At 74.9% G+C, this 12,760-nt stretch carries 11 protein-coding genes; 1 reads left to right on the plus strand and 10 read right to left on the minus strand.

The window, feature by feature from the left end; all coding sequences use genetic code 11:
- Positions 1-10 precede the first annotated feature (10 nt).
- Genes rpe through J2S58_RS06310 form a run of 3 tightly spaced genes read right to left on the minus strand, consistent with a single transcriptional unit; the run spans position 11 to position 3,213 of the window.
- Positions 11-721: a ribulose-phosphate 3-epimerase gene (gene rpe / locus J2S58_RS06300; RefSeq protein ID WP_370881834.1), complete on the minus strand. Its 711-nt coding sequence runs from the start codon at positions 719-721 to the stop codon at positions 11-13.
- A gap of 36 nt (positions 722-757) precedes the next feature.
- Positions 758-2,188: an RsmB/NOP family class I SAM-dependent RNA methyltransferase gene (locus J2S58_RS06305; protein WP_306826669.1), complete on the minus strand. Its 1,431-nt coding sequence runs from the start codon at positions 2,186-2,188 to the stop codon at positions 758-760.
- Positions 2,185-3,213 carry a methionyl-tRNA formyltransferase gene (locus J2S58_RS06310; protein ID WP_344470640.1) on the minus strand — a complete coding sequence of 343 codons (1,029 nt, stop codon included), beginning with the start codon at positions 3,211-3,213 and terminating at the stop codon, positions 2,185-2,187. The genes J2S58_RS06305 and J2S58_RS06310 overlap by 4 nt, the downstream gene beginning before the upstream one ends.
- Positions 3,214-3,525: 312 nt before the next feature.
- On the opposite strand from J2S58_RS06310, the gene J2S58_RS06315 reads away from it, so the two are divergent.
- On the plus strand, positions 3,526-4,152 hold the full coding sequence (locus J2S58_RS06315) for a GNAT family N-acetyltransferase (protein ID WP_306826671.1): 627 nt from the start codon (positions 3,526-3,528) through the stop codon (positions 4,150-4,152).
- Between the two features lie 74 nt (positions 4,153-4,226).
- Here the strand turns inward: J2S58_RS06315 and J2S58_RS06320 are convergent, their stop codons facing one another.
- The 7 genes from J2S58_RS06320 to J2S58_RS06350 form a co-directional block, all read right to left on the minus strand.
- A complete protein-coding gene (locus J2S58_RS06320; protein ID WP_306829357.1) occupies positions 4,227-6,512 on the minus strand; it encodes a primosomal protein N' in 2,286 nt (761 codons plus the stop codon).
- A gap of 252 nt (positions 6,513-6,764) precedes the next feature.
- A complete protein-coding gene (gene metK, locus J2S58_RS06325) occupies positions 6,765-7,946 on the minus strand; it encodes a methionine adenosyltransferase (RefSeq protein ID WP_344470637.1) in 1,182 nt (393 codons plus the stop codon).
- A gap of 209 nt (positions 7,947-8,155) precedes the next feature.
- Positions 8,156-9,421: a bifunctional phosphopantothenoylcysteine decarboxylase/phosphopantothenate--cysteine ligase CoaBC gene (gene coaBC, locus J2S58_RS06330; protein WP_306826675.1), complete on the minus strand. Its 1,266-nt coding sequence runs from the start codon at positions 9,419-9,421 to the stop codon at positions 8,156-8,158.
- A gap of 43 nt (positions 9,422-9,464) precedes the next feature.
- On the minus strand, positions 9,465-9,716 hold the full coding sequence (gene rpoZ / locus J2S58_RS06335) for a DNA-directed RNA polymerase subunit omega (protein WP_306829359.1): 252 nt from the start codon (positions 9,714-9,716) through the stop codon (positions 9,465-9,467).
- 181 nt (positions 9,717-9,897) lie between these two features.
- Entirely contained in the window at positions 9,898-10,515 is a 618-nt protein-coding gene (gmk, locus tag J2S58_RS06340; RefSeq protein ID WP_306826677.1) for a guanylate kinase, read from the minus strand.
- A gap of 7 nt (positions 10,516-10,522) precedes the next feature.
- Positions 10,523-10,837, minus strand: a complete 315-nt coding sequence (mihF, locus tag J2S58_RS06345) for an integration host factor, actinobacterial type (RefSeq protein ID WP_306826679.1) — start codon at positions 10,835-10,837, stop codon at positions 10,523-10,525.
- 386 nt (positions 10,838-11,223) lie between these two features.
- Positions 11,224-12,759 (minus strand): amino acid permease, encoded by a 1,536-nt coding sequence (locus J2S58_RS06350; protein WP_306826681.1) that lies wholly within the window; start codon positions 12,757-12,759, stop codon positions 11,224-11,226.
- Position 12,760 lies beyond the last annotated feature (1 nt).

Raw genomic sequence — 12,760 nt, forward strand, 5'->3', positions numbered from 1 at the left:
GGTGTGACGGTCAGCGCTCGACGGTCCGCCGCAGCGCGCGGACGGCGGCCAGCGGGTCCTGGGCGTCGTAGACGGCCGACCCGGCGACGAAGCAGTCCGCGCCGGCCTCGGCGGCGATGGCGATGGTGTCGGCGTTGATGCCGCCGTCGACCTGCACGACCACCGTGAGGTGGCCGGTCTGCACCATCGTCCGGGCGCGACGGACCTTGTCCATCATCTCGGGCATGAACGACTGCCCGCCGAACCCGGGTTCCACCGTCATGATCAGCAGGGTGTCGTAGTCCCGCAGCACCTCGACCCAGTCGTCCAGGTCGGTGCCGGGCTTGAGGGACAGCCCCGCCTTCGCCCCGGCCGCCCGCAGGTCCAGGGCCATCGACACCGGATCGGCGACCGCCTCGGCGTGCACCGTCACGTTGTACGCGCCGGCCTCGGCGAACCCGACGGCCCAGCGATCCGGGTCGTCGATCATCAGGTGGCAGTCCAGCGGCAGGTCGGTGGCCGCGCGCAGCGACTTCACCACCGGCAGCCCCAGCGTCAGGTTCGGCACGAAGTGGTTGTCCATCACGTCGACGTGCAGCCAGTCCGCCCCGCCCCCCCCGCTGACGGCCGCCGCCTCGTCGGCCAGGTGGGCGAAGTCCGCGGACAGGATGCTGGGTGCGATCAGGGAAGCCACGCAGGTCAGCCTAGTTCCCACCGCCGACGGCGATCGGTGCGCGCACATCCCCGCCGGCTCGGTCGGCGGGGCTCCCCGCGGCGGTCAGCGGCGCCGGAAGAGGGCCAGGAACATCGCGTCGGTGCCGTGCCGGTGCGGCCAGAGCTGCACCGTCGGCCCCGGTCCCAGCTCCGGGACACCCGGCAGCAGGGGTCGGGCGTCCAGCAGCTCGAGGGTGTCCGGGGCGCGGTCGACCACGCCGGCCGTCTCGGCCAGGTGCGGTGAGCAGGTGACGTACCCCACCACCCCGCCCGGCCGGACCAGCCGTGCCGCCGAGGCCAGCAGCTCGCGCTGCAGGGTCACCAGCGGGGCCACGTCGCCCTGCTGCCGACGCCACCGGGCCTCGGGGCGGCGGCGCAGGGCGCCCAGCCCGGTGCACGGCGCGTCCAGCAGCACGCGGTCGTAGCCGCCGGCCAGCCCGGGATCACGGCCGTCGGCGACGTGCACGTCGACCGGCAGGCCCGCGGTGGCCTGGCGGACCAGCTTCGCGCGGTGCGCAGCCGGCTCGACGGCGTCCAACCGGGCACCCCGCTGCGCCGCCAGACCACCGAGCAGGGCGGCCTTGCCCCCGGGGCCGGCCGCGAGATCGAGCCAGCGCACGTCGGGTCCGTCCAGCGGCGCGGCGGCCAGCGCGGCGGCGACCAGCTGGGACCCCTCGTCCTGCACTCCGGCCCGGCCGTCGGCGACCGCCGGGATCCCTCCCGGGTCGCCGGACGACAGCACCACGCCGTACCGCGAGAAGCGGGTCGGCTCACCGCCGCTCATCGCGGCCAGCTCGTCACGCTCCAGCACCCCGGGCCGGACGACCAGGTGGACCGGCGGAGCTCCCTCGTCGGCCGCCAGGGCCCGGGCCAGCTCGGACTCCTCGCCCCCGTCGAGCGCGGTGGCGCCGAGCGCGTCGGCCAGCGCGCTGGTGATCCACAGCGGGTGGGCGGTGGCCAACGACAGGTGACCCAGCGGATCCTCGTCGGCGTCCGGGGCCAGCCGGTCCACCCAGGTGGCCAGGTCCGCCTCGGACACGCGGCGCAGCACGGCGTTGACATAGCCCGCACCGCCGGGCTTCTCGCTCGCGCGGACCAGGTCGACGGTGGCCGAGACGGCGGCGTGCGGCGGGATGCGCGTCTTGAGCAACTGATAGGCCCCGAGGCGCAGGGCGTCCTGGACGATGCCGTCCAGCTCGCCCAGCGGCCGGTTGCCGGCGGCCCCGGTGATGGCGTCCAGCTGACCCAGCGACCGGCACGTGCCGTAGGCCAGCTCGGTGGCCAGACCGGCGTCCCGGCCACTGAGCTTCGCCTCGCGCAACAACCGCGGGAGCACCAGGTTGGCGTAGGCGCCGTCCTGGCGTACCGCGGTCAGCACGTCCAGGGCGACCTGGCGGGCCGGGTCGGACACCGGCGGGCGCTGGCCCTGCGGACGGCGCGGCGGGCCGGACGGGTCGCGGCGGCGGCCGGTGGAACGGGCGGGTCCCGGGCTCATCGCTCGGACACCCCGGCCGGCAGGGCCTGCGCGCCGGCACCGCTGCCGTCGTCGCGGACGGCGGCGGGCCCGAGGAGCGGCAAGACCTGTTCGTCGGCCTGTGGGCCGAACCGGTCGTCGGCGCCCGGCCGGGTCCCCCGGGCCCAGTCGGCCGCGGCCATCGGGCGGCGGCCCGGGGCGGTCACCGTGCCCAGCACGACGTCGGTGGTCCCCGTCCCGACCCGGACCTCGCGCTTGCCCGCCGCGATGGCCCCGGGCGGCAGGGTGTCGGAGTCGGTGACCCGCACCGGACCGAGACCCAGCCGGCCCCAGGACGACTCGGTCCAGGCCCCGGGATCCGGGGTCAGGGCGCGGATGTGCCGGTCGACCCCGAGGGCGGGCACCTGCCAGTCGACCTGCGCGTCGGCGACGGTGATCTTGTGGGTCAGGGTGACCGTGTCCAGGCGTTGCTCCACGGGCTGCAGGGAACCGTCGGCGATGCCGTCGAGGGTGGCCACCAGCAGCCCCGCACCGGACCGGGACAGCCGCTCCAGCAGATCCCCCGCGGTGTCGTGCGGCCCGATGGCCTCGGTCACCGCACCGAAGACGGGACCGGTGTCCAGACCTTCCTCCAGCCGGAACGTGCTCGCCCCGGTGACGTCGTCGCCGTACCGGACGGCGGACTGGACCGGGGAGGCCCCCCGCCACGCCGGCAGCAGCGAGAAGTGCAGGTTGACCCACCCGTGGACGGGGACGTCCAGCACCGGGCGGGGCAGCAGACCGCCGTAGGCGACGATCGCCCCGGCCTGCGGGGCGATCTCCGTCAGGCGCCGCAGGAACTCCGGATCGCGGGACGTCCGGGGCTGCAGCAGCTCGAGCCCGGCCTCCCGGGCGACCTCGGCGACGGGCGAACCCTGCAGGGTGCGACCACGACCGACCGGAGCATCGGGGCGGGTGAGCACCGCGGCCACCTCGTGGCCGGAAGCCAGCAGCGCGGTGAGCGACGGGACCGCGGCCTGCGGTGTGCCGGCGAAGACGATCCTCAGGGCGAACTCCTCGATCGGCGGCGGACGCCGTCGCGCCGGACGGGCGGACGCCGAGGTACCGGGGCGGACCGGGACGGACGCCCGGGCAGGTCGGGGACAGTCTACGAACCCCGAGCGGCGCCGCGCACCGGACGACGGCCCCGGACCGGTGGACGGCACCGAGCCGGCGCGCGCGACGCGTCCTGCACCGAGGACAGGGTGCACGCCACCCCCGGTACCGTCGGGCCCGCCCGGATCCCCGGTCACCCCCGCCCCTCGCCGGGCACCCCGGCCGCCGGCCGGTCACCCGGCGGCCCCGCACCGGAGGTGCACATGGCCCACGCTCCCGACGGCCGGCCCCTGCACGGCGCCCACGTCCACCTCGACCGCGTCGTCGAGGACGACGTGCCCGGCATGCTCGACGCACTGGGTGATCCGCGCGTCTGGGCCGCCGGTCTGGGCGGCGGGCCGACAGGACAGCCCCGGGACGCCGCCGCGATGCACCGGTGGCTCGGCCTGGACGACCCGGGCGACCGGGTGGCCTACGCGGTGCGCCTGGCCGTCGACTCCCCGCTCGGCCCGGCCGGCCGCATCGTGGGCACCACGTCCCTCAACGAGACCGTGCTCGCCGACGAGCGGGCCCACCTGGGCTGGACCGGGTACAGCCCGGACGTGTGGGGCTCGGTGGTGAACCCGGAGTGCAAGCTCCTGCTGCTCGGGCACGCGTTCGAGGACTGCGGGCTGGGCCGGATCAAGATCCAGTGCGACAGCGCCAACCCCCGGTCCGCCGCGGCGATCGCCCGCCTCGGGGCGACCCGGGAAGGCGTGCTGCGCCGCCACAAGCGCCGCGCCGACGGCTCCTTCCGCGACACGATCCTGTTCTCCGTGGTCGTGCAGGAGTGGCCGCAGGTCCGCGACGGCCTGCGGGCGCGGTTGGCCGGGGGCCGGCCGACCTCCTGATCCGCACGTGGTGACCGTTCGACACCTGTTGTCGTGCAGGTGGTCTCCGGCTCATCGGAGCACCGGCCCGTCGGTCAGAGCAGATCGAGCGGATCGACCCGGACCCGCACCGGGGTGCTCTCCCGGCGGGCCGACCGCAGCGCGGCGACCGCGCGCAGGGCCGCGGTCAGCGCATGCCGGTCGGCCAGCGGAGCACGGACCAGCGCCCGCACCGCCGGGCCGCCCTCCCCGTCGTCGTCACCGGATCCGGGCCGACGGCCGTAGCCGATCTCGTCCAACGGCACCGGCCCGAGCACCTCCGCGGATTCCGGCAGCCCGACGTCGTCGAGCCACCCCAGCACCGCCTCCTCGGCCCCCTGCACGGCGGCCGTCCACACCGCGGGCGGGAACCCCAGCTCCCGGCGGGCGGCCAGCTCGGTGTCCGCGTGGCCGGCCGGGTCCCAGCGGATGACGGCCTGGACGGCGGCCAGGGCCATGTCCGCCCCGATGACCACCCGGCCACCGGCCGCCGCCGGGCGGACCAGGGCCGCCGCGGCGAGCCACCGGCGGACCGTCTCCTCCCCCGCACGCAGATCGGGTCGACCGAGCAGGGCGTTGCCGTCCAGCAGCAGGGCCGCCCCGTACCCGTCCGGCGGGCGGGGTTCGGCGCCCGGGGTGGCGATGACCAGGGCGGCTTCGGGACCGACCTCGATGCGGACCGCGTCACCGGCCGAGGTGATCACCGGGACGTTCGGGAACGCTCGACCCAGTTCCTCCGCGGTGCGGCGGGCCCCGGCCACCACCGCTCGCAGCCGTTCCCCACCGCAGGCCGGGCAGCGGAACCGAGCCTCCGGGGTGCCGCACCACCGGCAGGCGGGGATCCCGGAGGCGCCGGTGACGCCCAGCGGCCCGGCGCAGCGGCGGCAGTGGGCGGGCCGGCGACAGGTCTCGCAGGCCAGCGCGGGCTGGTAGCCCCGCCGGGGCACCTGCACCAGGACCGGGGCGCCGGCCCGGAGCGAGGCGCGGGCCGCGTCGAAGGCGGCCGGGGTGAGCCGGGCCCGGGCGGCCGCCGAGTCGGCGCCGCGGGCGTAGTCGTCGCCCGCCGCCTCGATGCGCGGCATCCGCTCCCGGACGACGGCGCGCGGTGCGGCCACGGACTGCGCCCACCCCGAGTCGACCAGCAGGGCCGCCTCGGTCGTCCGGTTGAACCCGCCGACGAGCAGCGCGCACGGCCCGGCCACGGATCGCAGCATCGCCACCTCCCGGGCATGGGGGTAGGGCGCCCGGGGTTCGGCGAGGGACTCGTCCCCGTCGTCGAACACGGCGACCACGGCCAGATCGACGACGGGGGCGAAGGCGGCGCCCCGGGTGCCCGCCACCACCCGCGCCGCACCCCGCCGGATGCGCAGGAACCGCCGGTACCGCTCCGCGGGGCCGAGGTCCGCGGAAAGGGTGACGAAGTCCTCGGCCGGCAACACCGCGGCCAGGGCGGCGTCCAGGGCGGTCAGGTCACGGGCGTCCGGCACCAGCAGCAGGGCGCCGCGGCCCGCCCGGTGGGCGGTCAGTGCCAGCTCGGCCAGCCGCTCCGCCCACCGCTCCCCCGGCAGCGCCTGCCACACCGCCCGGGCCGGCCGACCCTGCCCGACGGCCCGGAGGAACGTGGGCCCGTACGTGTACGGCGCCCAGCCGGCTGCGGGGTCCGCCGGTCCGGGGGTGCCGGATCCCGGCTGCTCGGCCGCCGGGGCAGCGGCCGACGGTGAGCGGGCCTCCCCGGGCACGGACGGCACGGCGGTCACGGGCGGGGCCGGGGCCGGGGCCGGGGCGGATCCGGCCGCGTCGGGAACGGCGGCGGTCACCGGGCGGCCCGTGTCGGGGACGGGCATCGGCTGGGCCTCGACCCGGGCGTGCCGTGGGGGGACGGCGAGGCGGAGGACGTCGGACAGGGTTCCGGCGTAGCGGTCGGCGACCGCCCGGGCCAGTGCGGCGACCTCCGGGGACAGCACCGGTTCCGCCGACACCACCCGGTCCAGGAACCCCAACCGGCCGGTGTGCTCGGAGGCGCCGGCCCGGTCCAGCACCAGCCCGTTGACCAGCCGGCCGGCGAAGCGCACCCGGACCCGGACGCCGGGCCGGGCGTCCGCGTCCTGGGTGGCGTCGACCAGGTAGTCGAAGGGACGGTCCAGGTGGGCGAGCGGCATGTCCACCGCGACCCGGGCCACCGGGAGGTGGTCGGCTGCCGACCGGGCCCCGGCGTCCCTCCGCGGCGAACGTGCCGCCGGAGCGGCCGCCCGTCCCGGCGGCCGCGGGGTGGCCGCCGGTGCGGGACCGGTCACGGCCGGGGCGGTCGGGACGGGCGCCGGGGTGGCGGCCTGCTCGGTCATCACGCACCCGTCCTGGTCCGAGGGCCGGGCGGTCCGGCGAGGACCTGTCTACCCCGCACCACCGACGCCGCCCTCGGGGACCGGATGCTCGTCACGCACTCGACCGGCGGTACGAACTCGACGCGACACGCACTCGACGGGCGGCACGCACCCGGCAGCCGCCGTCGTCGGACCCCGTCCAGGACGGGAACAGCCTCCGTCGCGAGGGGACCCGCACGCCGCACCCGGGCGTCCACACCCGGCAGCGGGCGGTCAGAAGCCGAGGACCGACTTCAGGGCCTCGGCGCGGTCGACGCGCTCCCACGGCAGGTCCACGTCGGTCCGTCCGAAGTGGCCGTAGGCGGCGGTGGCCGCGTAGATGGGGCGCTTGAGATCCAGGTCGCGGATGATCGCCGCCGGACGCAGGTCGAACACCTCGCGGATGGCCTGGGCGATCTTGTCCGGGTCGACCTGCTCGGTGCCGAAGGTCTCCACGAACAGACCGACCGGGGACGCCTTGCCGATGGCGTAGGCGACCTGCACCTCGATGCGGTCGGCCAGCCCGGCGGCCACCGCGTTCTTGGCCACCCAGCGCATGGCGTAGGCGGCGGACCGGTCGACCTTGGACGGGTCCTTGCCGGAGAACGCGCCGCCTCCGTGACGGGCCATGCCGCCGTAGGTGTCGACGATGATCTTCCGGCCGGTGAGCCCGGCGTCGCCCATGGGCCCGCCGATGACGAAGCGGCCGGTCGGGTTGACCAGCAGGCGGTAGTCCGACACGTCGATGCCGAGGCTCTCGAGCTGCGGCTGGACGACCTGCTCCCGCACGTCGACGGCCAGCAGGGTCTCCAGGTGCACGTCCTCGGCGTGCTGGCTGGACACCACCACGGTGTCCAGCCGGACCGGACGGTCACCCACGTACTCGATCGTGACCTGGGTCTTGCCGTCCGGGCGCAGGTACGGCACCGCGCCGGACTTGCGGACCTCGCTGAGCGAGCGGGCCAGACGGTGGGCCAGCGCGATGGGCAGCGGCATCAGCTCGGGGGTGTCGGTGCAGGCGTACCCGAACATCAGGCCCTGATCGCCGGCGCCCTGCTGCTCGAGCAGGTCGACGTTGCCGTCCACCCGGGACTCGTAGGCCGTGTCCACGCCCTGCGCGATGTCCGGGGACTGGGCGCCGATGGCGACGTTGACCCCGCAGGAGGACCCGTCGAAACCCTTGGCCGACGAGTCGTATCCGATGGCCAGGACGGTTTCCCGGACGATCGTGGGGATGTCGGCGTAGGCGGTGGTGGTGACCTCGCCGGCGACGTGCACCTGTCCGGTGGTCACCATCGTCTCCACCGCGACGCGGCTCTCCGGGTCCTGCCGCAGCAGCTCGTCCAGGATGGCGTCGCTGATCGCGTCGCAGATCTTGTCCGGGTGGCCTTCGGTGACGGACTCGGAGGTGAACAGGCGGGACGTCACGATGGGTCTCCTCACGGCTGCGGACAGCACAGCGCTGCACCGCCCGGCGCACCGGAGGGGCGGGCGGATGATCGAACACGGTGCCGGCGGACTTCCGGGCCGGCACCGGGGCGGATGTCGTACCGGGACTGTACGGGAGGCGCCCCACGCGACCGGCCCGGCGGGCCGTCGGGAACCCCGTGCCGCGGGCGGACCGGTCAGCCGACACGGGAGGCGAGCCGGGCGGCGACGGCGTCGCACAGCACGGCCGCCAGCACCGTCTTGGGCCCGAACGGGACGGGCAGCTCGTCGCCCTCCCGGCTCAGCAGCACGGCGGCGTTGTCCTCGGCGCCGAAGGCCCGGCCCCCGTCGACCCGGTTGACCACCAGCAGGTCACAGCCCTTGCGGGCGATCTTGGCGCGGCCGTGGGCGAGCACGGCGGTGCGGATCTCGGCGTCGGTGCCCCCCTCGCCGGTCTCCGCGGCGAAGCCCACCACCACCGCGGGACGGCCCGGGCCGGGTCGGGAGAGGGCGGCGAGCACATCGGGGTTCTCCACCAGCGCCAGGGGTTCCGGGCCACGGCCGGCTTCCTTCTTGATCTTGTGCGCGGCAGCCTCGGCGGGTCGGAAGTCGGCCACGGCCGCGGCCATCACCAGGGCGTCGGCCCCCCGTGTGGCCTCGGCGGTCGCCGCGGCGAGCTCGGCGGTGGACGACACCCGGACCAGCTGCACACCGGGCGGGACCGGCAGTTCGGTCGAAGCCGCGATCAGGGTGACCCGGGCTCCCCGGGCCGCGGCGACCAACGCGACGGCGAAGCCCTGGCGGCCACTGGAGCGGTTGCCGAGGAAGCGGACCGGGTCGAGCGCCTCACGGGTGCCGCCGGCGGTGACCACGACAGTGCGACCGGCGAGGTCCTGCGGCAGGGAACCGGGGCGGCCGTGCTCGAGCAGGGCCAGCGCCACGATGTGCTCGGGATCGGGCAGCCGACCGGGGCCGGAATCGGAGCCGGTCAGCCGGCCGCTCGCCGGATCGACGACGACGACCCCGCGTTCGCGGAGGGTGGCGACATTGGCCCGGGTGGCCGGGTGGGACCACATCTCGCTGTGCATGGCCGGCGCCATCAGCACCGGCGCCCGGGTGACGAGCAGGGTCGCGGTGAGCAGATCGTCCGATCGGCCGGTGGCCGCCCGGGCCATCAGGTCCGCCGTGGCGGGGGCGATCACCACCAGGTCCGCGTGCTGGCCGGTGGACACGTGGGCCACGGACGGGACGTCGGTCCAGACATCGGTGGCCACCGGATTGCCGGACAGCGCCTCGAAGGTGGCCGCGCCGACGAACCGCAGCGCGGACTCCGTCGGGACCACGGTGACCACCCAGGACGGGTCGTGGGCCCGCAGACGGCGGACGACCTCGCACGCCTTGTAGGCGGCGATGCCCCCGCCGACGCCGACGACGACGCGGGTCGGCGCGGTGGCGGACGTCATCGGGCGCGGCTCACGGCGGGGACGGGGAGGGGACGGCGAGCCGTCAGGCGCCTTCACCCTCGGTGTGCGTCAGCAGGCCGGCGTTGATCTCGCGCAGGGCGATGGAGAGCGGCTTCTCCTTGGGCAGCGGCTCGACCAGCGGGCCGACGTACTCGAGCAGGCCCTCGCCGAGCTGGGCGTAGTAGTCGTTGATCTGACGCGCGCGCTTGGCGGCGTAGATCGACAGGCCGTACTTGGAACTGGTCCGGGTGAGCAGCTCGTCGATCGGCGGGTACGTGATGCCGGCGGCGGCCATGTCGGCCGGGCTGGGCAGCGCGGCGGCCGCGTCGTGGGTGCTGGTGTTGATCGAACTCGTCATCGGCTGGACTCACTCCTGTGTCTTGTTCCCGCTGCGGACCGGCGGGCCGGCGGCGGGGCGGAACGTCGAGCCGCGTCCGCGCCGCCCGGTCCGGCGACGTCGTCCCGGTGGGGAGCCGTCAGGAGACGGGATCGGGACGTGGCTCAACCATCAACGATACCAAGTCGGTCACGGCCGAGCGGACGTCGTGGTTGACCACGGTGTGGTCGAACTCCCCCTCGGCGGCCAACTCGATGCGGGCGGCGTCCAACCGGGCCCGGACGGTCTCGTCGTCCTCCGTGCCCCGACCGACCAGGCGCCGGGCCAGCTCGTCGAAGGACGGTGGGGCCAGGAAGATCAGCACGGCCTCGTGCCCGAGGCTGCTGCGCCGGACCTGACGTGCCCCCTGGACCTCGATCTCCAGCAGCACGTCCTGGCCCGCCGCGAGGCGTTCGCCGACGGGACCGGTCGGGGTGCCGTAGAAGTGGTCGGCGAACGAGGCGTGCTCGAGAAGATCGCCACGGCCGATCATCTCGGCGAACTCGGTGCCGGAACGGAAGAAGTAGTTCACCCCGTCCCGTTCCCCGGGCCGCGGCTTGCGGGTGGTCGCCGACACCGAGTACCAGAGCCCCGGAACGGCCTGCTTGATGTGCTCCAGGACGGTGCTCTTGCCCACCCCGGACGGGCCGGAGAGGACGAAGAGCCGCCCCCGCCGGACGTGCTCGGCGGGGGCGGGATGGTGCTCGGCGGACGTCACCGGTCGGTCAGTACCCGAACTCGGTCAGCATCGCCTGACGCTGACGCTCGCCCAGGCCGCGGACCCGCCGGCTCGGCGCGATCTCGAACTGCTCCATCAGCTGTGCGGCGCGCACCTTGCCGACACCGGGCAGCGCCTCGAGCAGTGCGGAGACCTTCAACTTGGCCAGCGCCTCGTCGGTCTCGGCGTCCAGCAGGACCTGCTTCAGCGTGGTGCCGCCTCGCTTCAACCGCTCCTTGAGCTCGGCGCGGACCCGACGGGCCGCCGCCGCCTTCTCCAACGCTGCAGCGCGCTGTTCGTCGGTCAGTTGGGGCAGAGCCACTTCGGCCTCACTTCTCGCTCAGGGTCTTCTGGAGCATCTCAGGGGAGGGACTCCGCGGCACTCGCTCGCGGGCCCGTCCCGAACCTACCCAGGCCCCGGGCCAGCAGCAAACACCGCCCCCGGGGAAGCTCGACGGCCACCCGTCCGGACTACGCCGTCCGGGTGGCGTGATACCGGTCCGTCGCGGATGGCCCGCCCCCCGTGACGGCTGGGCCAGCCGGTTCCCGGGCCACCGGCCGGGACACCGACGGCAGAGAAGCGCCTCAGCCGGGTGATGGGATACGCCCGGAGCCCGCTGAGCGCTCGTTGCGAAGAGGACGGCGCGCCGCGGGGTGTGCATCAGACCCTTTTGCCCGGGTAAGAAGTCCGCAGCTCGCCGGCAGTGCTCAACGCCGGTCCGGCCCGGACGTCGCGTCGTCGGCGGGATCGCCCGCCGCCCCCTCCGCGGCCCGGCGTCCGACCAGCGAGTGGTGGCGGCCGTAGAGGACGTACACGACGACGCCGATGGCCATCCAGACCACGAAACGCACCCAGGTCTCGGCGGTGAGGTTGATCATCAGCCACAGGCAGGCCAGGACGGAGAGGATCGGGATGACCGGCATCCACGGCACGCGATAGGCCCGCGGGAGGTCCGGCTGCCGCCGGCGCAGCAGGACCACCCCGATGGAGACCAGCACGAAGGCGAACAGGGTGCCGACGTTGACCATCTCCTCGAGCACCCCGATGTCGACGAACCCGGCGACCAACGCGACGACGACCCCGACACCCAGAGTGATCCGGGTGGGGGTCCCGGTCCGCTCGCTCACCGAGGCCATCCCCCGGGGCAGCAGACCGTCCCGGCTCATCGCGAAGATCACCCGGCTCTGCCCCAGCATGAGGACGAGCACCACGGTGGTGAGTCCGGCGATGGCCCCGACGGCGATCACCTTGGCCGCCCAGTTCACCCCGACGAGGGTGAAGGCGCTGGCCAGCGTGGCGTCGTCGCCCGGGAGGTCGGAGTACTTGACCATGCCCGTCAACGCGACGGTGACCAGCACGTAGAGCACCGTGACGATGATCAACGAGCCGAAGATCCCGCGGGGCAGGTCCCGGCGCGGCTCCTTCGTCTCCTCCGCCGCGGTGGCGACCACGTCGAACCCGATGAAGGCGAAGAAGACCAGGGAGGCCGCGGCGAGCACGCCGAAGGCACCGAAGCTGGACGGTGCGCTGCCGGTGATCAGCTGCAGCAGGGGCTGCTGCAGGGCCGGGGTACTGCCCTGTTCCGCCGGCACCGTGGCCGGGATGAACGGGGTCAGGTTCGAGGCCTTGAAGAAGGTGAAGCCGACCACGATGACCAAGAGCACCACACCGACCTTGATGGCGGTGATCACGGCGTTCGCCCGCGCGGAGATCTTGGTGCCGGAGATGAGCAGCACGGTGACCACGGCGACGATGAGCATGGCGCCCCAGTCGACCTTCACCCCGCCGACCTGCACCGTCGCCGTCAGCGACCCGCCGAACTCGGTGAACAGGTTGCCCAGGTACAGCGACCAGCCCTTGGCCACGACGGCGGAGCCGAGCGCGAACTCCAGCACCAGGTCCCAGCCGATGATCCAGGCGACCAGCTCGCCCAGGGTGGCGTAGCTGAAGGTGTAGGCCGACCCGGCCACCGGGACGGTGGAGGCGAACTCGGCGTAGCACATGGCGGCCAACCCGCAGGCGACGGCGGCGATGACGAAGGACAGCGACACCGCCGGGCCGGCCGTGGTGGCCGCCACCCGGGCGGTCAGGGTGAAGATGCCTGCGCCGATGACGACGGCCACCCCGAAGACCGTCAGGTCCCACGCGGAGAGGTTGCGTCGGAGCTTGTGGCCGGGTTCGTCGGTGTCCCGGACGGACTGCTCCACCGACTTCGTCCGGAACAGGGTGTGCCAGGTGCTCATG

It is taken from the genome of Nakamurella flavida, from assembly GCF_030811475.1.
GTDB classification, from domain to species: domain Bacteria; phylum Actinomycetota; class Actinomycetes; order Mycobacteriales; family Nakamurellaceae; genus Nakamurella; species Nakamurella flavida.